16 protein-coding genes and 1 tRNA gene are annotated in these 18,309 nt (G+C 70.9%); 9 read left to right on the top strand and 8 right to left on the bottom strand.

Annotated elements, in window-relative coordinates; all coding sequences use genetic code 11:
- The first annotated feature begins 138 nt into the window (after positions 1–138).
- Complete coding sequence (locus ABT041_RS00460; protein ID WP_351176592.1) at positions 139–1,272, top strand: acyl-CoA dehydrogenase family protein; 1,134 nt, start codon at positions 139–141, stop codon at positions 1,270–1,272.
- 15 nt (positions 1,273–1,287) lie between these two features.
- Here ABT041_RS00460 and ABT041_RS00455 read toward each other — a convergent pair whose 3' ends face one another.
- From ABT041_RS00455 to ABT041_RS00440, 4 genes are all read right to left on the bottom strand, one after another.
- Positions 1,288–1,632, bottom strand: a complete 345-nt coding sequence (locus tag ABT041_RS00455) for a rhodanese-like domain-containing protein (protein ID WP_351176589.1) — start codon at positions 1,630–1,632, stop codon at positions 1,288–1,290.
- A gap of 54 nt (positions 1,633–1,686) precedes the next feature.
- Positions 1,687–2,493, bottom strand: coding sequence for a hypothetical protein (locus ABT041_RS00450; RefSeq protein WP_351177606.1), 807 nt, complete (start codon positions 2,491–2,493; stop codon positions 1,687–1,689).
- A 377-nt stretch (positions 2,494–2,870) separates the two neighbouring features.
- Positions 2,871–4,331: a DUF2252 domain-containing protein gene (locus tag ABT041_RS00445; protein ID WP_351176586.1), complete on the bottom strand. Its 1,461-nt coding sequence runs from the start codon at positions 4,329–4,331 to the stop codon at positions 2,871–2,873.
- 139 nt (positions 4,332–4,470) lie between these two features.
- Positions 4,471–5,538 (bottom strand): ABC-2 transporter permease, encoded by a 1,068-nt coding sequence (locus ABT041_RS00440; protein WP_502976308.1) that lies wholly within the window; start codon positions 5,536–5,538, stop codon positions 4,471–4,473.
- A gap of 116 nt (positions 5,539–5,654) precedes the next feature.
- Here ABT041_RS00440 and ABT041_RS00435 point away from each other — a divergent pair, with 116 nt between their 5' ends.
- On the top strand, positions 5,655–6,122 hold the full coding sequence (locus ABT041_RS00435; RefSeq protein ID WP_351176580.1) for a MarR family winged helix-turn-helix transcriptional regulator: 468 nt from the start codon (positions 5,655–5,657) through the stop codon (positions 6,120–6,122).
- Between the two features lie 12 nt (positions 6,123–6,134).
- Here ABT041_RS00435 and ABT041_RS00430 read toward each other — a convergent pair whose 3' ends face one another.
- Together ABT041_RS00430 and ABT041_RS00425 are read right to left on the bottom strand one after the other, a co-directional pair.
- Positions 6,135–6,794 carry a response regulator transcription factor gene (locus tag ABT041_RS00430; RefSeq protein ID WP_351176577.1) on the bottom strand — a complete coding sequence of 220 codons (660 nt, stop codon included), beginning with the start codon at positions 6,792–6,794 and terminating at the stop codon, positions 6,135–6,137.
- Between the two features lie 38 nt (positions 6,795–6,832).
- The gene (locus ABT041_RS00425) at positions 6,833–8,500 is read right to left on the bottom strand and encodes a sensor histidine kinase (RefSeq protein ID WP_351176574.1); all 1,668 of its coding nucleotides are present in this window, start codon (positions 8,498–8,500) and stop codon (positions 6,833–6,835) included.
- Here ABT041_RS00425 and ABT041_RS00420 point away from each other — a divergent pair.
- Complete coding sequence (locus ABT041_RS00420) at positions 8,493–8,633, top strand: hypothetical protein (protein ID WP_351176571.1); 141 nt, start codon at positions 8,493–8,495, stop codon at positions 8,631–8,633. The two genes, ABT041_RS00425 and ABT041_RS00420, sit on opposite strands and share 8 nt — an antisense overlap.
- Positions 8,634–8,793: 160 nt before the next feature.
- Here the strand turns inward: ABT041_RS00420 and ABT041_RS00415 are convergent.
- Positions 8,794–8,880: transfer RNA gene (locus ABT041_RS00415), tRNA-Leu, on the bottom strand.
- A 515-nt stretch (positions 8,881–9,395) separates the two neighbouring features.
- On the opposite strand from ABT041_RS00415, the gene ABT041_RS00410 reads away from it, so the two are divergent.
- From ABT041_RS00410 to pknB, 6 genes are all read left to right on the top strand, one after another.
- Positions 9,396–10,262 carry an FHA domain-containing protein gene (locus ABT041_RS00410; RefSeq protein WP_351176568.1) on the top strand — a complete coding sequence of 289 codons (867 nt, stop codon included), beginning with the start codon at positions 9,396–9,398 and terminating at the stop codon, positions 10,260–10,262.
- A gap of 10 nt (positions 10,263–10,272) precedes the next feature.
- Positions 10,273–10,791, top strand: coding sequence for an FHA domain-containing protein FhaB/FipA (locus ABT041_RS00405; protein ID WP_351176565.1), 519 nt, complete (start codon positions 10,273–10,275; stop codon positions 10,789–10,791).
- A 170-nt stretch (positions 10,792–10,961) separates the two neighbouring features.
- A complete protein-coding gene (locus ABT041_RS00400) occupies positions 10,962–12,455 on the top strand; it encodes a Stp1/IreP family PP2C-type Ser/Thr phosphatase (RefSeq protein ID WP_351176563.1) in 1,494 nt (497 codons plus the stop codon).
- A gap of 26 nt (positions 12,456–12,481) precedes the next feature.
- Positions 12,482–13,912 (top strand): FtsW/RodA/SpoVE family cell cycle protein, encoded by a 1,431-nt coding sequence (locus ABT041_RS00395; RefSeq protein ID WP_351176561.1) that lies wholly within the window; start codon positions 12,482–12,484, stop codon positions 13,910–13,912.
- Positions 13,909–15,375 (top strand): peptidoglycan D,D-transpeptidase FtsI family protein, encoded by a 1,467-nt coding sequence (locus tag ABT041_RS00390; RefSeq protein WP_351176558.1) that lies wholly within the window; start codon positions 13,909–13,911, stop codon positions 15,373–15,375. The genes ABT041_RS00395 and ABT041_RS00390 overlap by 4 nt, the downstream gene beginning before the upstream one ends.
- A 156-nt stretch (positions 15,376–15,531) precedes the next feature.
- Entirely contained in the window at positions 15,532–17,532 is a 2,001-nt protein-coding gene (pknB, locus tag ABT041_RS00385; protein WP_351176555.1) for a Stk1 family PASTA domain-containing Ser/Thr kinase, read from the top strand.
- Positions 17,533–17,627: 95 nt separating this feature from the next.
- Here pknB and ABT041_RS00380 read toward each other — a convergent pair whose 3' ends face one another.
- Positions 17,628–18,305, bottom strand: coding sequence for a class E sortase (locus ABT041_RS00380; protein WP_351176552.1), 678 nt, complete (start codon positions 18,303–18,305; stop codon positions 17,628–17,630).
- Positions 18,306–18,309: the final 4 nt, after the last annotated feature.

The following is an 18,309-nucleotide window of genomic DNA, read 5'->3' as shown; positions in this document are numbered from 1 at the left end:
TCCACCGGCGGCGCCTCCCAAGTACGGACGGCGCCGCCATTCCCTTCCCCTAGAACCTGTTCTATCTTGACGACCCGTCAGACAATCAGACGGACGCCCGGACGGACGCAAAGGCATCGGCAACGGGAAGGCAGCACCGTGGACTTCACCTTCACCGAAGAACAGCAGGCGGCCGTCGAGGCGGCCAAGGCGGTCTTCAAGGACGTCACCCCCGACGCGGTCCCGAGCCCCGCCCTCACCCCGAGCGCCGTGGCCGACGACCACGACCGGCCCCTCTGGTCCCGCCTCGCCGCCGCCGACCTCCTCGGCCTCGCCCTGTCCCCCGAGCACGGCGGCGCCGGACTCGACCCCGTCGCCCTCTGCCTCGTCCTGCGCGAATCCGCCCGCGTCCTGGCCCGCGTCCCGCTCCTGGAGACCAGCGCCGTCGCCCTGACCGTCGAGCGCTACGCCCACCCCCGTACGGCCGCCGCACTGCTCCCCCGGGTCGCCCGCGGCGAACTCGTCCTCACCGCCGCCTCACAGGGACGCACCGGCCACGAACCCGCCGACCGCGCCGTCACCGCACGCCGCGACGGAACCGGCTGGATCCTCGACGGCCTCCAGACCGCCGTCCCCTGGGCCCACCACGCCGACCTCATCGCCGTACCGGCACACACCACCGACGGCGGCACCGTCCTCGCCCTGACGCCCCCCACCCACGACGGCGTCACCCTCACCGACCAGTACGCGACCAGCGGCGAACTCCTCGCAGAGCTACGCCTCGACGCCGTACGCCTCGACGACACGGACGTCATCGCCACCGACGGCGCCTGGGAACGACTGCGCGAACTCCTCACCACGGGAACCTGCGCACTCGCCCTCGGCCTCGGCGAGGCCGTCCTCGCCATGACGAGCCAATACACCGGCAAACGCGAGCAGTTCGGCCACCCCGTCGCCACGTTCCAGGCGGTCGCCATGCAGACCGCCGACCGCTACATCGACCTGCGCGCCATGGAGGCCACCCTCTGGCAGGCAGCCTGGCGCCTCACCACCGAAGCGGACGGAGCCCTCCCCGCGGCCGGGGACATCGCCGTCGCGAAGATCTGGGCCTCCGAGGGCGTACGCCGCGTCGTCCAGACCGCCCAGCACCTGCACGGCGGCTTCGGCGCCGACACCGACTACCCGCTGCACCGCTACCACGCCTGGGCCAAGCACCTCGAACTGTCCCTCGGCCCCGCCGCGGCCCACGAGGAGGCCCTCGGCGACCTGCTGGCCGCCCATCCCCTCGGCTGACGCCTCAGCCGTACCTCAGAGGACGAACGCCGGGCTGCCGCTCTCCGCGACCATCGGACGCCCGGCACCGTCCCACGCCATCATCCCGCCGTCCACGTTCACGGCGTCGAAGCCCTGCTGCACCAGGTACTGCGTGACCTGCGCCGAACGGCCCCCGACCCGGCACATCACATACGCGCGCCCGCGCTCGGCCACGGCCTCCGTCACCTCACCGAAGCGGGCCACGAAGTCGCTCATCGGCACGTGCAGCGCACCCTCGACGTGACCGGCCGCCCACTCGTCGTCCTCCCTGACGTCCAGCACCAGGGCATCGGCCGGCACGGAAGCCGCGTCCACCGAGGGCAGCGGGGAGAAATTCATGGGACAGGCCTTCTCTCGTCAGTACCGCCCGAAGGAGTCGGGCGCACGGAAAACCTACTGCACCAGCTCCGCCAGCTCGCTCTCCCGCTCGGAGACCTGCGCGAGCAGCTGCTCGGCGATCTCCTCCAGAAGCCGGTCCGGGTCGTCGGGCGCCATCCGCAGCATCGCGCCGATCGCGCTCTCCTCCAGCTCGCGCGCCAGCGCCGACAGCATGTCCTTGCGCTCGGCCAGCCACTCCAGGCGCGCGTACAGCTCCTCGCTCTCGCTGAGCCGCTCCTCGACCGGCGCCGGCCCGGCCTCCCACTCCGCGGAGAGCTCACGCAGCAGGGCCTCGTCGCCACGGGCGTAGGCGGCGTTCACGCGCGTGATGAACTCCTCGCGCCGCTTCCGCTCGTCCTCCTCGCGCGCCAGGTCGGGGTGGGCCTTGCGGGCCAGCTCTCGGTAGAGCCTGCGGGCCTCCTCACCGGGCCGGACCCGCTTCGGCGGCTGCACCGGACGGTCGGTGAGCATCGCCGCGGCCTCGGGGGAGAGGCCGTCCCCGTCGATCCAGTCGTTGAACAGCTCGTCCACCCCGGGCATCGGCAGCACCGCGGCCCGCGCCTCCTGCGCCCGCCGCAGATCCTCGGGGTCCCCGGTACGGGCCGCCCGCGCCTCGGCGATCCGCGCATCGAGCTCGTCGAGCCGCGCGTACATGGGCCCGAGCTTCTGGTGGTGCAGCCGCGAGAAGTTCTCCACCTCGACCCGGAAGGTCTCGACGGCGATCTCGAACTCGATCAACGCCTGCTCGGCCACCCGCACAGCCCGCTCCAACCGAGCCTCGGGCCGCTCCTCCGCAGGCCGCTCGCCCTCGGACTGCGGCACCTCGGATTCCGGGGCTTCGGCCTGCGGCACCTCGGATTCCGGGACCTCAGCCTGCGGCACCTCGGAGTGCACCGCCTCCGACTGCGGCACCTCAGGCTGCGGCCCCTCGGACTGCGGCACCTCTGGCCGCGGCGCCTCGGGTCCCTGCTGCGGGGTCTCGGCCTGTACGTCCCCGGACCGGTCGGCCTCGGGCCGCTCGTCCCCGGGTCCTTCGTTAACGCCCTGGTCCACGCTCACGTCCACGCCGCCCACGTCCTCGTTCCGCCTCGTTGCACCCAGCCTACGGTCCATCCGGGGGGCCTCCCCCCTCCCTCCCCCTCCCTCCCCTCCCCCCTTTTTTCAGCTCCCCCGCCCGCCCCTCCCGCGCGCGGCGAGTGTCAGACGCCCGGCTCCGCCGCGATGCGGCCCGTGCGGACGGCCGTGAGCAGGTCGGCGTGGTCGGCCGTGGTGCGGTCCGCGTAGTCGACGGCGAAGGAGGCGACGGCCTCGTCGAGCTCCTCGCTCTTGCCGCAGTAGCCGGATATCAGGCGCGGGTCGGCGCTGTGGGCGTGCGCGCGGGCGAGCAGCGCGCCGGTCATCCGCCCGTAGTCGTCGAGCTGGTCCGCGGTGAGGGCGGCGGGATCGACGCTGCCCTTGCGGTTGCGGAACTGCCGTACCTGGAACGGCCGCCCGTCGACCGTGGTCCAGCCGAGCAGTATGTCGCTGACGACCTGCATCCGCTTCTGCCCGAGCACCACACGCCGCCCTTCGTGACCGGCGTCCGGCACGGGGAAGCCGGCGGCCGGCAGATGGGGCAGCAGGGCCGACGGCCTGGCCTCCTTCACCTGGAGCACCAGCGGCTCGCCCCGGTGGTCGAGGAGCAGGACCACATAGGAGCGGGTGCCGACGCTCCCGGTGCCGACCACCCGGAAGGCCACGTCGTGGACGGCGTACCGGGCGAGGAGCGGCAGTCTGTCCTCGGACACGGTCTCCAGGTACGCGCCGAGGGACTGGGCGACCTCGGCGGCCTCGGCGTCGGGGACCCTGCTCAGCACCGGGGGAGCGGCCACGAATCTGCGGCCGCCGCCCTCGGTGTCCGCGACGGCCTCGGTCGACCGGGCGGCGAACCGGGCGCTGGTGTTGTTGCGGGCCTTGGCGGAGACCCGCTCCAGGGTGCCGAGGAGGTCGCGGGCGTCGGTGTGCGAGACGAGTTCCTCGTCGGCGATCGCGTTCCAGGCGTCGAGCGCGGGCAGTCGGGCGAGGAGGCGCATGGTCCGCCGGTACGCGCCGACGGTGTCGAACGCGGCGGCCCGGCACACGTCCTCGTCCGCGCCCACCTCCCGTCCGGCGAGGACGAGGGAGGTGGCGAGCCGCTTGAGGTCCCATTCCCAGGGGCCGACGACGGTCTCGTCGAAGTCGTTGAGGTCCATGACGAGCCGGCCGCGGGCGTCACCGTAGAGGCCGAAGTTGGCGGCGTGCGCGTCGCCGCATATCTGGGCGGCTATCCCGGTGACGGGCGTCCCGACGAGGTCCTGGGCCATCAGGCCGGCGGAGCCGCGCAGGAAGGCGAAGGGGCTCGCCGCCATCCTGCCGACCCGGATCGGGGCGAGCTCGGGGACCCTGCCGCGGCTCGACTCCTCGACGGCGCGCACGGCGTCGGGGCGGTCGGCGGCGAGGGCCGGCCGGTCGTGCGAGGAACGGGGCACCCGCTCGCGCAGCTGCTTGCCGTGGTCCTTGGGGGAGACCCCGGCGCCGGGGGCGGCGCGGCGCGCGAACCCCGGCACGTGCGGGACGCGCGCCCCGTCCTGTGCTCCGTCCGTACCGCGCTGTCCTGGCACGACGGCCCGGATCTCGTCCATGGGACGCCCTCCCCCGATGCGATGTCCAACATCATCCGGCCCCGACCGTACCGCCGTTGGCGATCAGCCGTCTCCCCCTGTGGACAACGCACCCGGGAGCCTGTGGACAACCGTCGGAACCCACGCTCTGGCCGGGCCTTCAGACCGCGACGGCCTCTTCCATCTCCTCCTCGATCTCCTTCTCCAGTTCGCCGAGGACCGGAGCTTCGGCACCCGTCCGGGCTGCTGCCGCCGGGTTGCGGCGCCGCGCCTCCGTGAGGCCGGCGATGACGACCAGCGCCGCGCCGGCGAGGAGCCAGAGGGCGAGGACGAGGATGTTGCGGCCGAGCCCGTGGCCGTCGAAGTAGACGTGGCCGCGTACGCCCTCGACGAAGCCCGCGCCGTTCCAGAAGGCGTGCAGCGCGCCGAAGAAGCCGGGCTGGAGCTCGGGCCGGTAGATGCCGCCGGAGCTCGTGAAGTTGAGCATGACGAAGAGCACCATGACGCCGAGCGTGGTCCAGCGGCGCAGGAAGGTGTGGAGGCCGACGCCGACGGCGAGGATGCCCGCCGCGTACAGCCAGGACAGCGCCCACACTCCGCCGAGGCCCTGGTCGACCAGGTGGAAGACCGGGCCGGCGAAGAGGGTGCCGACGAGGCTGACGATGAGCGACATGCCGGCGGCGAGGAGGGCCCTGATCCGCATGGGCAGGACTGCTCCGGCTCCGCCGATGACGGCGACCGAGGCGTACGCGCCGATGCTGAGGGCGACGAGCAGGAAGAAGACGCCCTGACCCGTGGGGTCGCCGGAGGCGGTGGGGGCGATGTCGGTGACCTCGAGCGGTGCGTCCTGGGCGGCGGCGACCTTGGTGAACACCTTCTCGACCGCCATGGCGCTGGTGTCGGAGGAGCCGGAGGCGACGAGCAGCTCGGGGCTCTCGCCGGGGATGTAGGCGCCGAAGCTGCGCTGCTCGCGCAGTGCGGAGACGGCCGTGTCCCGGTCGGCGACGGTACGGACGTCGAGGGCGCCGGCGCCCTTGTTCTGGAGGGTCTGCGCGAGAACCTGGGTGGTGGGGCCGGAGCCGACGATGTCGACGCGCAGGTCGTGGGGTTCGGGCGCGTGGAAGGCACCGAGGTAGGCGAGGCCCATGCCGATGCACATCAACAGGGGGGTGAGCAGATGTCCGAGGACATGCCGCAACGCACCGCTGGTGTTCGGTCCTGCGGACACCGAGACCTCCATGGTTGGCTTTTACAACTAAAGAACCGTTGTACTATACAACCGAAAGCCCGCAGGGGTCGACCGTCGTCCGGCCCACCCCGCACCCCGACAGCAGGGAGCGCACGATGACCGGCGGCGCACAGCCCACCCGTGAGGCGTCCGTGGACGTCATCCAGCGCGAGCTGACGGCCTTCGCCCGCCGGGCGCGCGCCGCGGCGGCCCGGGTCCACCCCGAGCTCCCGCTCGTCTCGTACACGCTCCTCGCCCACATCGAGGAGCAGCGCGGCTGCCGCGCCACCGACCTCGCGGCCCACTATTTCCTGGACAAGTCGACGGTGAGCCGCCAGCTCGCGGGCCTGGAGAAGCTCGGCTTCGTCGAGCGGCGTCCCGCCCCCGACGACCACCGGGTGCACGTCCTCCACCCCACGGAGGCCGGCACCAAGGTCCTGGCCGTGGCCCAGACGAACCGGATGGCCGCCTTCGAGCAGCGCCTGGAGGACTGGCCGGCCGAGGACCTCGCCCGCTTCGCCGCGTACCTGCTGCGCTACAACACCGCGGCAACGAGCCCAGCCCCCGAGCCCCCGGCGAACTGACCCCGGCCCCTCCTACAGCCCCGCGTCCCGGGCGAGCAGCGCCGCCTGTACGCGGTTCTCGCAGTGCAGCTTGGACAGGATCCGGCTCACGTACGTCTTCACCGTCGCCTCGCTCATGTGCAGCCGCTTCCCGGCGTCCGCGTTGGAGAGCCCCTCCCCGAGCAGTGCCAGGACGTCGCGCTCCTTCTCGCTGAGCGCCGCCACCCGTGCCCGCGCCTCCTCGGCGCGGGCCGCCTCCCTGCCGGTGGCCAGCCGCTCCACGACGTGCCGGGTCGCCGCCGGGGACAGATACGCGTCGCCCGCCGCGGCCGCCCGCACCGCCCTGATCAGTTCGGCGGGAGCCGTGTCCTTGAGCAGGAATCCGGCGCCCCCGTGCTCCAGGGCCCGCAGCACGTTCTCCCGCTCCCCGAAGGTCGTCAGGATGATCACCCGGGCCGCGGGCGCCGCCCGGCGCAGCTCCGGCAGGGCCGAGAGGCCGTCGAGCACGGGCATCTGGATGTCGAGCAGCACCACGTCGGCGGCGTGCGCCCGCGCGGCCTCGACCGCCGCCCGTCCGTCGGCCGCCTCCCCGACGACCTCGATCTCCGGGTCCGAGATGAGGATCATCCGGATCCCGGCCCTGATCAGAGGCTCGTCGTCGGCGATCACGACCCTGATGGGCTGCCCTGCCACAGCTTCTCCCCCACGCCTCCGGTACGGGCGGTGCAGCGCTACCGCTGCTCGACCACGTACGACTTCTTCTCGATCAGCTTGCCGTCCTTGAAGCAGAACCGGAAAACGGGCTCCTCCTCAAAGGTCTCGCCCTCCTCGGAGGACAGCAGCACCAGGCAGTTGGCGCCCTCCGGCCGCGTCGGGCCGGATCCGCCGAGGCCCGCCGTGGCTATGGTGTCGCCCGAGGGCAGCTGGTCACGGACCTCCTTCTCGGTCATCCCGACCTTCACCGCCTCGTACTGGGTGGGGTCGATCATCCCTTCCTTCAGCGATCCCATCAGGAAGTAGAGGCCGAAGCCCGCAGCCACCACGAGCAGGACGAGCGCCGCGAACCCGATCCCGCAGCCCAGCGCGATCGCCCCGCCCGTACTCCTGCTCCTGCCCCCACGCATGGCCATCGCCAGCTCCCGTTCCGTGAACGTCCAGTCGGCCGGTCCGACCGTGACCGGACGACCATCGCCCACCAGCGGTTTCGTGGTCTGCTGCCGGAAGTCGTCGGCCGCATCGACCAAAGGTGCTGCCTCGGCGACCGGCGCCGCCCCGTACGGCAGCATCCCGGCCACCCGGAACCCGCCTCCGTCGGCCGGGCCCGCGTGACACATGCCGCCCACGAGGCGGGCCCGCTCGGCGAGCCCTGCAAGACCCTGCCTGCCGCTCACGACGTCCTTCACCGGTCCGTCCACCGGCTCCCCGTTGACGACCTCGACGACGAAGGTGTCCGGCTCGTACCGCAGCTCGACGCCGATCGGCGTCCCCGGCGCGTACTTGTAGGCGTTGGTGAGGGCCTCCTGCACGATCCTGTACGCGGCGTGGTCGGCGGCCGGCGCCAGTGGTCGCTCGTCCCCGAGACGCCGCAGTCCGACGGAGGTGCCGGCCGCCCGGGCCGCCGCGACGAGCCCCTCGATGCCGGCGATCCCGCGGGCGGCCCGCCCCGTCTCGTCCCCGGCCGGGGCGGGCGCCGCCGCCGTCCCGTCGTCCGCCGCGACGCCGTCGCGGAGTATCCCGACGACTTCCCGCAGCTCGTGCATGGCGGTCACCGAGGCGTTCCGCAGGACGCCGACCACCTCGCGCTGCCGTTCGCCCAGCTCCCGGTCCACTTCGAGCGCGCCGGTGTGCACGGCGATCAGCGCCAGCTGGTGTCCGAGGCTGTCGTGCATGTCCTGGGCGATCCGCTGCCGCTCGCGCAGCCTGGCGTGCCAGACCACCATGCTCCGCTCCCGGAGCAGCTGCGCGTTGCGTTCCTGGAGGGCGTGCAGCAGGGTCCGCCGCTGCGTCCAGTACCGGTGGGCGAGGCCGGGAGCGAGGATGGTGCCCAGGTAGTAGAGGGTCGCTATGAAGGCGACGGAGAGCAGTCTCTGCCGGTCCCAGGTCTCCAGGAGCGTCCCGCCGACGTTCAGGACGAAGGCGGCGATGAACGCGGCCAGTGCCCGCCCGACACTGGCGACGTACCGGCCGGACGACCAGCCCAGCATGATGAGCAGCGGCGCGAGGCCGGGCAGGAAGGGCGTGAGCCCGGCGGTCAGGACGAGCACGCTCGCGGGAAGTCTGCGCCGCAGCAGCGACAGCAGGGCCGCACCGGCGGCGACCGCGGCGAGGCGCCATCCCTCGCCGCCCATGAGTTCCTCGGCGCCCGCGGCGAGCAGCGCGAGGATGACGGCGATGGCCACCTCACCGGTGATCCTGCGCCGCGACCACTGCCCGGGCACGGCGAACCAGCGCCACCAGGCGGCGGCCCTGGACCCGATCCGCCACGCGGTCCGGCCCCCCGACTTCGACATCTCGTCCACGCTGGAACCCTAGGCAGCGGGCGGTGTCCCGGACGTCCCTCTTTCGTCTCGCGGTCGGACGACCAAAGTCGCGGACCCCGTCGGACCACTCGCCCTCGCGGAGGTGGGAAGGGTCACATCGGAACGTACAAACGCGGAAGCCCCGTAGGTCGATGACCTACGGGGCTTCCGTCTGGTGCGCGAGGGGGGAGTTGAACCCCCACGCCCTTGCGGGCACTGGAACCTGAATCCAGCGCGTCTGCCTATTCCGCCACCCGCGCATTGGGTGATCTCCCTGCCCTCTCACTTTTCAGTGGGAGCGCCTGGCGACATCTGAAGATTAGCACGTCGTAGACCGTGGATTCACATCCGTTGTTTCGCCCCCGCTCCCGGAGAACAAGGAGAGGGAGGGAGGCCCGCCCGGGCCGCGCGGAGGGCGAGGAGCGCGAGCGGGGAGGAGTGAGGAACGAGAGGCGAGGAGAGGAGAGGAGACGGGGGGAAGTGGGAAGGGAGAGAGCCGAGTGGGAGGACCGACCGACTGGGACGGAAGAGGGAAGCGAGAAGGAGGGGAGAAGGAGGGAGGAAGGGGACGGACCGTCCCGGAACCCCGGCCCGAGCCTCCGCTCCCACAGCCGGGTGCGGGACACTGTCCACAGGCCGCCTCTACGATCCGTGGGGAAAGCCTGTGAGAGGTGACACTCGTCCACAGGGCAGAGAAGGGGAACCAGCCGATTTCCCGACGCGTGGATACGATCAGTAAGCAGTACCAGGGCGACAACGACGGAGGAGGTGCCCCATGGGAGTCCTGAAGCGTTTCGAGCAGCGTCTCGAAGGTCTGGTCAACGGCACCTTCGCCAAGGTCTTCAAGTCCGAGGTCCAGCCCGTCGAGATCGCGGGCGCGCTCCAGCGCGAGTGCGACAACAACGCGACGATCTGGAACCGCGAGCGGACCGTCGTCCCCAACGACTTCATCGTGGAACTGAGCACGCCGGACTACGAGCGTCTCAGCCCCTACTCGGGCCAGCTCGGCGACGAGCTCGCCGGCCTGGTCAGGGACTACGCGAAGCAGCAGCGGTACACCTTCATGGGACCGATCAAGGTCCACCTGGAGAAGGCCGAGGACCTCGACACCGGTCTGTACCGCGTCCGCAGCCGCACGCTCGCGTCGAGTACGTCACAGCCGCAGCCGCCCTCCGCGGGGCCGCAGCAGCACCAGCAGCAGGGCCGCGGCGGCTACGGGTACCCCCCGGCCGGCGCCCCGCCCATGCCCGCCTCCCCGCCCCCCGGCGCGCCCGGCCACCGGCCGACGGCGCCCGCGGGACGCCCGGCGGGCGGCCCCGGATCCATGCCCGGCCCCGCCACCCACGGCGGAGCGGGCGCTCCGGTGCGCCGCTGGATCGAGATCAACGGCACCCGCCACCAGATCTCCCGCCCGACCCTGGTCCTCGGCCGCAGCACCGACGCGGACGTGAGGATCGACGATCCCGGCGTCTCCCGCCGGCACTGCGAGATCCGGACCGGAACGCCCTCGACGATCCAGGATCTGGGATCCACCAACGGCATCGTGGTGGACGGGCAGCACACCACCCGCGCTACGCTCCGCGACGGCTCGCGGATCGTCGTGGGCAGCACCACCATCGTTTACCGGCAAGCCGAAGGGTGAAGCGGGGGCAATGTCAGAGCTGACCCTGACGGTCATGCGGTTGGGTTTCCTGGCCGTTCTGTGGCTGTTCGTCATCGTGGCCGTCCAGGTCATCCGCAGTGACCTGTTCGGTACGCGGGTCACCCAGCGCGGGTCGCGGCGCCAGGACGCCCGACCCCAGCAGAACGCGCGTCAGAACGCCGCGCCTCCGCAGCAGCGCGGCCAGCAGAACACGGGCGGCCGCCAGCGGCGCGGCGCCCCGACCAAGCTGGTCGTCTCCGAGGGCACCCTCACCGGCACGACCGTCGCCCTCCAGGGCCAGACGATCACGCTGGGCCGGGCGCACGACTCGACGATCGTCCTCGACGACGACTACGCGTCCAGCCGGCACGCCCGGATCTACCCGGACCGGGACGGCCAGTGGATCGTCGAGGACCTCGGGTCCACGAACGGCACCTATCTCGACCGGACCCGCCTCACCACCGCCACACCCATTCCGCTGGGCGCGCCGATCCGCATCGGCAAGACCGTCATCGAGCTGCGGAAGTAGTGCTACATCATGAATGAGCGCGAGCGAGCCGGGACGGTCCCCGCCACAGGACGTGCCGCGCTCCCGACCGGAGCGACTGAATCGACCGGCGTGGCCGGAGCGACCGGAGGGTGGGCAGTGTGGGTCGAGACCGGCTGTACCCCGATGCAGCGTCGACAGGGCAGGTGCGCATGACTCTGTCCCTGCGATTCGCCGCGGGCTCGCACAAGGGCATGATCCGCGAGGGCAACGAGGACTCGGGCTACGCCGGTCCCCGGCTGCTCGCCATCGCGGACGGCATGGGCGGCCAGGCCGCCGGTGAGGTCGCCTCCTCCGAGGTGATCTCCACGCTCGTCACGCTCGACGACGACGTCCCCGGCTCCGACATCCTCACCTCGCTGGGTACGGCGGTGCAGCGCGCCAACGACCAGCTGCGGATGATGGTCGAGGAGGACCCGCAGCTGGAGGGCATGGGCACCACGCTCACCGCCCTGCTGTGGACCGGCCAGCGGCTCGGTCTCGTGCACGTCGGAGACTCCCGCGCCTACCTCCTCCGCGACGGTGTCCTCACCCAGATCACCCAGGACCACACCTGGGTCCAGCGCCTCGTCGACGAGGGCCGGATCACCGAGGAAGAGGCCACCACCCACCCGCAGCGCTCGCTCCTGATGCGCGCGCTCGGCAGCGGCGACCACGTCGAGCCCGACCTCTCCATCCGCGAGGTCCGCGCCGGCGACCGCTATCTGATCTGCTCCGACGGCCTGTCCGGGGTGGTCTCGCACCAGACCCTCGAGGACACCCTCGCCAGCTACCAGGGCCCGCAGGAGACCGTGCAGGAGCTGATCCAGCTCGCGCTGCGCGGCGGCGGCCCCGACAACATCACGGTGATCGTCGCCGACGTCCTCGACGTCGACGGCGGCGACACCCTCGCCGGTCACCTCAGCGACACCCCGGTCATCGTGGGCGCCGTCGCCGAGAACCAGGCACAGCTGAACGACGGCGGGGCGATGCAGACCCCGGCCGGCCGCGCCTCCGGCCTCGGCCGCCCCGCGCCGCACCAGCAGCCGCCCGCCGGCGGCTTCGGTCCGCCCGGCAGCGGCGACGACCACGGCTACGGCGGCATGCCCCCGCAGGGCTCCTTCGACTCGTACACGGACGACGACTTCGTCAAGCCGCGGACCGGCCGCAAGTGGCTCAAGCGCTCCTTCTTCATCGTCCTCGCCCTCGCCGTCGTCGGCGGCGGTCTGTACGGCGCCTGGCGCTGGACGCAGACGCAGTACTTCGTGGGCGCCAAGGACCAGCACGTGGCGCTGTACCAGGGCATCAGCCAGGACCTGGCGTGGGTGTCGCTGTCGAAGGTCGAGAAGGACCACCCCGAGATCGAACTCAAGTACCTCCCCGCCTACCAGCGGAAGCAGGTCGAGGACACGATCGCGGGCGGCAGCCTCGGCAAGGCCGAGACGAAGATCTCCGAGCTGGCCGTGCAGGCCTCGGCCTGCAAGAAGGCCGAGCAGCGGCACGCCGCCGCCGAGAAGGCCGCCGACCAGGCGAGCAAGCCGCCGGCCACGCAGAAGCCGAGCGGCACCGCCACCCCTGACTCCAAGCCCACCACAGCCGCTCCGTCCCCGGGTCCCACCCTCACCGCGGAGGAGCAGAAGCTGGCCTCGAACTGCGGCAAGCAGTAAGCACCCGTAGGGGGCCTTTCACCACCATGAGCGTTGTCACCAACACGACCACCATCGGCGCGATCGAGGCGCCGAGCCGCCGCAACACCGAGCTGGCGCTGCTCGCGTTCGCCGTCGTCATCCCGGTGTTCGCGTACCTCAACGTGGGCCTGGCCATCGACGGCAAGGTCCCCGCGGGCATGGCCGGGTACGGCCTCGGCCTGGCGCTGCTCGCGGGCGTCGCGCACCTGGTGGTGCGGAAGTGGGCCCCGTACGCGGACCCGCTGCTGCTGCCGCTCGCGACCCTGCTCAACGGCCTGGGCCTGGTGCTGATCTGGCGTCTCGACCAGTCGCCGCGCATCATCGCCCGGTACAAGACGTTCAGCCCGGACGCGCCGAACCAGATGATGTACTCGGCGATCGGCGTCGCCATGTTCGTGGGCGTGCTTCTGCTGCTCAAGGACCACCGCGTCCTCCAGCGCTACACGTACATCTCCATGGTCGCGGCCCTGGTCCTGCTGCTGCTGCCGCTCGTACCGGGCCTCGGCGCGGACGTCTTCGGCGCCAAGATCTGGATCAACGTCGGCGGCTTCTCCATCCAGCCCGGCGAGTTCGCCAAGCTGGTCCTCGCCGTGTTCTTCTCCGGCTATCTGATGGTGAAGAGAGACGCGCTCGCGCTGGCCAGCCGCCGGTTCATGGGGCTCTACCTGCCGCGCGGCCGTGACCTGGGCCCGATCCTGACGATCTGGGCGATCAGCCTTCTCATCCTGGTCTTCGAGAACGACCTCGGTACGTCGCTGCTGTTCTTCGGCATGTTCGTGATCATGCTGTACGTGGCGACGGAGCGGACCAGCTGGGTCGTGATGGGTCTGCTGATGTCCACCGCGGGCGCGGTCGTCGTCGGTTCCACGGCGAGTCACGTGCAGTCCCGTGTCGCCGCGTGGCTCGACCCCTTCGAGTGCCTGAAGACGGCGCCCGAGGGCTCGAACATGGCCATGGCCTGCGACCAGATGACGCAGGTGCTGATGTCCTTCGGCTCCGGCGGCATCCTCGGCACCGGCCTCGGCCAGGGCAACTCCGACCTGGTCGGCTTCGCCGCCAACTCCGACTTCATCTTCGCCACCGTCGGCGAGGAGCTCGGTCTCACCGGCGTCATGGTCTTCCTGCTCTTCTACGGCCTGATCGTCGAACGCGGTGTGCGCACCTCGCTCGCCGCCCGTGACCCCTTCGGCAAGCTGCTCGCGATGGGTCTGTCCGGTGCCTTCGCGCTCCAGATCTTCGTCGTCGCCGGCGGTGTGATGGGCCTCATCCCGCTCACCGGTATGACCATGCCGTTCCTGGCGTACGGCGGATCCTCCGTGATCGCCAACTGGGCCCTGATCGGCATCCTCATCCGGATCAGCGACACCGCGCGCCGCCCCGCACCCGCCCCCGCCCCGAACCCCGACGCCGAGATGACCCAGGTGGTCCGTCCGTGAACAAGCCGCTGCGGCGGGTCGCGATCTTCTGCGGCCTGCTGGTCCTCGCCCTGCTCCTGCGGGACAACTGGCTCCAGCTCGTCCGCGCCGACGAACTGAACGCTCACCCGAAGAACCGGCGCGTCCAGATCGAGCGGTACTCGAACGAGCGCGGCAACATCGTCGTCGACGGCAAGCCGATCACGGGCTCCGTCGACTCGGGCGACAAGTTCTACAAGTTCAAGCGGACCTATGTGGACGGCCCCATGTGGGCCCCGGTCACCGGGTACGCCTCGCAGGCCTACGACGCCAACCAGATCGAGAAGATCGAGGACGGCATCCTCACCGGCAACGACGACCGGCTCTTCTTCGACCGCACCCTCGCCATGTTCACCGGCGAGAAGAAGAAGGGCGGCGACGTCGTCACCACCCTCAGCGGCGCCGCGCAGAAGGCCGCCTTCGAGGGTCTCGGCGACAAGACCGGCGCCGTCGTCGCGATCGAGCCGAAGACCGGCAAGATCCTCGCGATGGCGTCCACTCCCTCGTACGACCCGTCCACCTTCGCCGGCTACTCCGGCAAGGACGAGAAGGCCTGGGTCGCGCTGGAGAAGGACAAGAACAAGCCGAAGCTGAACCGCGCGATCCGAGAGATCTACCCGCCCGGCTCCGTCTTCAAGGTCGTCACCGCCGCCGCGGCGCTGGAGAACGGCAAGATCACCGACATCAACGCGCCGACCGACACCCCCGAGGGCTGGAAGATCCCGCTCTCCACCAAGCCGATGATCAACCACGCCAGGGGCTGTGCCAACGCCAGCCTCAAGCACGCCCTCGACATCTCGTGCAACTCGGTCTTCGCGAAGCTCGGCGACGACGTCGGTGTCGAGAAGATGACCGAGATGGCGGAGAAGTTCGGCTTCAACGCCGAGCAGTTCACCCCGGTCCGCTCCTCCGCCTCCGTGTTCGACAAGAAGGCCGACCGCGGCGGCAACGCGCTCTCGTCAATCGGCCAGTACAACACCGCCACCACCCCGCTCCAGATGGCGATGGTCACGGCGGCGATCGCCAACGACGGCAAGCTGATGAAGCCGTACATGATCGACCAGCTGGCGGCCCCGAACCTCGACATCATCAAGCAGAACGAGCCGGAGGAGTTGAGCCGGCCGGTCTCGCCGGAGACCGCCCAGAAGCTCCAGCAGATGATGGAGAGCGTCGTCGCCAACGGCACCGGCGGCAACGCCGACCTGAACATGGACGGCGTGACGGTCGGCGGCAAGACGGGTACGGCCCAGCACGGCGAGAAGAACGCCAAGCGTCCTTACGCCTGGTTCATCTCGTACGCGAAGACCTCCGAGGGCTCCCCGGTCGCGGTCGCCGTCGTCGTCGAGGACTCGGCCGGCACCGACCGTGAGGACATCACCGGTGGCGGCCTCGCCGCCCCGATCGCGAAGGCCGTGATGAAGGCGGTCCTGAAGACCCGGGGCTGACCCCCCGGACCCCGTACGAGCCAGGTACCGGTCAGGTATCAGCTACCGGCCCCGGGCGGAACGCCTTCCCGGGGCCGGTAGCGTATGCGCGAACAGCACACACCGCCGGACCACCCATGGGTGCGGTCGGGACAGACGGAGAGGGCTGGATTAGCTATGGAAGAGCCGCGTCGCCTCGGCGGCCGGTACGAGCTGGGCCCGGTGCTCGGCCGTGGTGGCATGGCCGAGGTGTACCTCGCCCAGGACACCCGGCTCGGCCGCACCGTCGCCGTGAAGACGCTGCGGGCCGACCTGGCCCGTGACCCGTCCTTCCAGGCCCGGTTCCGCCGTGAGGCACAGTCCGCCGCCTCGCTGAACCATCCGGCGATCGTCGCGGTCTACGACACCGGCGAGGACTACGTCGACCAGGTCTCCATCCCGTACATCGTGATGGAGTACGTCGACGGGTCGACCCTTCGTGAGCTGCTTCACTCCGGGCGCAAGCTGCTGCCCGAGCGCACGCTCGAGATGACGGTCGGCATCCTCCAGGCGCTGGAGTACTCGCACCGCGCCGGCATCGTGCACCGTGACATCAAGCCGGCGAACGTCATGCTGACGCGCACCGGCCAGGTCAAGGTCATGGACTTCGGCATCGCGCGCGCCATGGGCGACGCGGGCATGACCATGACGCAGACCGCCGCGGTGATCGGCACCGCCCAGTACCTCTCCCCCGAGCAGGCCAAGGGCGAGCAGGTCGACGCCCGCTCCGACCTGTACTCCACCGGCTGCCTGCTCTACGAGCTGCTCACCGTGCGGCCGCCGTTCATCGGCGACTCCCCGGTCGCGGTCGCGTACCAGCACGTCCGCGAGGAGCCGCAGCCGCCGAGCAACTTCGACCCCGAGATCACGCCCGAGATGGACGCCATCGTCCTGAAGGCGCTGGTCAAGGACCCCGACTACCGCTACCAGTCCGCCGACGAGATGCGCGCGGACATCGAGGCCTGCCTCGACGGTCAGCCGGTCGCGGCCGCCCTCGCGATGGGGATGGGGGGCGCGCCCGGGTACGGCGGGGGCTACGGCGGCTATCCGCCGGAGGACCAGCCGACCACCGCGCTGCGCCAAGCCGACCCGGCCGGCCAGACGTCGATGCTGCCGCCGGTCAACCCGGACGACGGCGGCTACGGCTACGACGACCGTCCGGACCGCCGTCGCGGCGGTGGCCAGAAGAAGTCGAACACCTCGACGATCCTGCTGGCCCTGGCGGGCGTCCTCGTGCTCGTCGGCGCGATCTTCATCGGTGTCTCGATCTTCGACAAGAAGGACGGGCCGCAGAAGGTCACGGTCCCGCAGCTGGTCGGCCAGACCATGGCCGCGGCGCAGGACCGCGCGAAGAACGCCCAGGTGAAGGTCCAGCAGGCCGGCACCGAGCGCTGCGACCAGCCCAAGGACACCATCTGCCGTCAGGACCCGGCCGCGGACGGCACCGCGACGATGGAGACCGACGGCACGATCCAGGTGTTCGTCTCCGAGGGCTCCCCGCTCGTCGAGGTCCCGGACGTCATGGAGCAGTCCCAGGAGCGGGCCGAGCAGACCCTCAAGGACAAGGGCTTCAAGGTCAAGGTCGAGCAGGAGGAGTCCGAGGAGGAGCCGGGCACGGTCCTGCGGCAGAACCCGGAGGGCGGCACCAAGGCCGAGCAGAACTCCGAGATCACGATCACGGTCGCGAAGAAGCAGCTGTCGGAGCTTCCCAGCGTCAAGGGCCGGACCTACGACCAGGCCGTCCAGCAGCTGAACTCCCTCGGCTTCACGAGCGTGAGCAAGGAGGACGTCGACTCGACCGAGCCCGCGGGCACGGTCGTCGACCAGACCCCGCAGGGTCCGTCGAACCAGCCGAAGGACGTCCAGATCACGCTGAAGGTCTCCAAGGGCCCGCAGCAGACCCAGGTCCAGATCCCCGCGGACATCGCCGGGAAGAAGTACAAGGACGTCAAGGCGCAGCTGGAGGGCCTCGGCCTGGTGGTGGTGCAGGCGGGCTCCGACAAGGAGGACGCCGTGGTGATCAACTCGAGCCCGGCGGCGGGCCAGATGGCCAACCCGGGTGACACCGTCACCGTCTTCACGATGGGCGGCGGGGACAACAACAACGGGAACCCCGGCGGCGGCGGCTTCTTCGGCTGACGCCCTCACGCCCGATACGCACAGAGGAGAGCCCCGGCATCCAGGACGGATGCCGGGGCTCTCCCGTCGTCCGAAGACCAGCTGCTGCCCGAAGGTCAGCGCAGCTCCGCCGGCGGGGTGCGGTCGCTGTCGACCTTCTCCGTGCGTTCCAGTTCGCCCCAGACGATGTAGCGGTAGTCCGAGGTGTACATCGGGGTGCAGGTGGTCAGCGTGATGTAGCGGCCGGGCTTGGTCCTGCCTGACTCCTTCGGGACGGGCTGGAGGACCTCCACGTTGTACTTCGTGGTCTCGGGCAGGGTCTTGTAGACCTTGTAGACGTACCAGGTGTCCTTCGTCTCGAAGACGATCGCGTCCCCGGTCTTCAACTTGTGGATGTTGTGGAACTTGGCGCCGTGCCCGTCCCGGTGCGCGGCGAGCGTGAAGTTGCCCTGCTTGTCCTGCGGCAGACCGGACTTGATCGGGTCGGTGTAGTAGCCGGCGACGCCGTGGTTGAGGACGTCGGTGCCGGTGCCCTGCTTCACCAGGACCTCGCCGTTCTTCATGGCGGGTACGTGGAGGAAGCCGATGCCGTCCTTGGTGTCGAGCGCCCCGGGGCCCTGGTCCGCCCACTGGTCGCGGACCTGGGCGCCGTCCTTGTCGGCGGCGCGGTCGGCGAGGACGTTCGTCCACCACAGCGAGTAGACGACGAAGAGGCCGAGCACCAGGCCCGCAGTGATGAGGAGTTCGCCGAAGAGGCTGATGATGCCGGCGATCCGGTTGCGCGCGCGTGCCACTAGG

The organism is Streptomyces sp. NPDC002825 (genome assembly GCF_040295385.1).
Taxonomy (GTDB): Bacteria; Actinomycetota; Actinomycetes; order Streptomycetales; family Streptomycetaceae; genus Streptomyces.
This window is presented reverse-complemented; position numbering and strand designations above follow the sequence as displayed.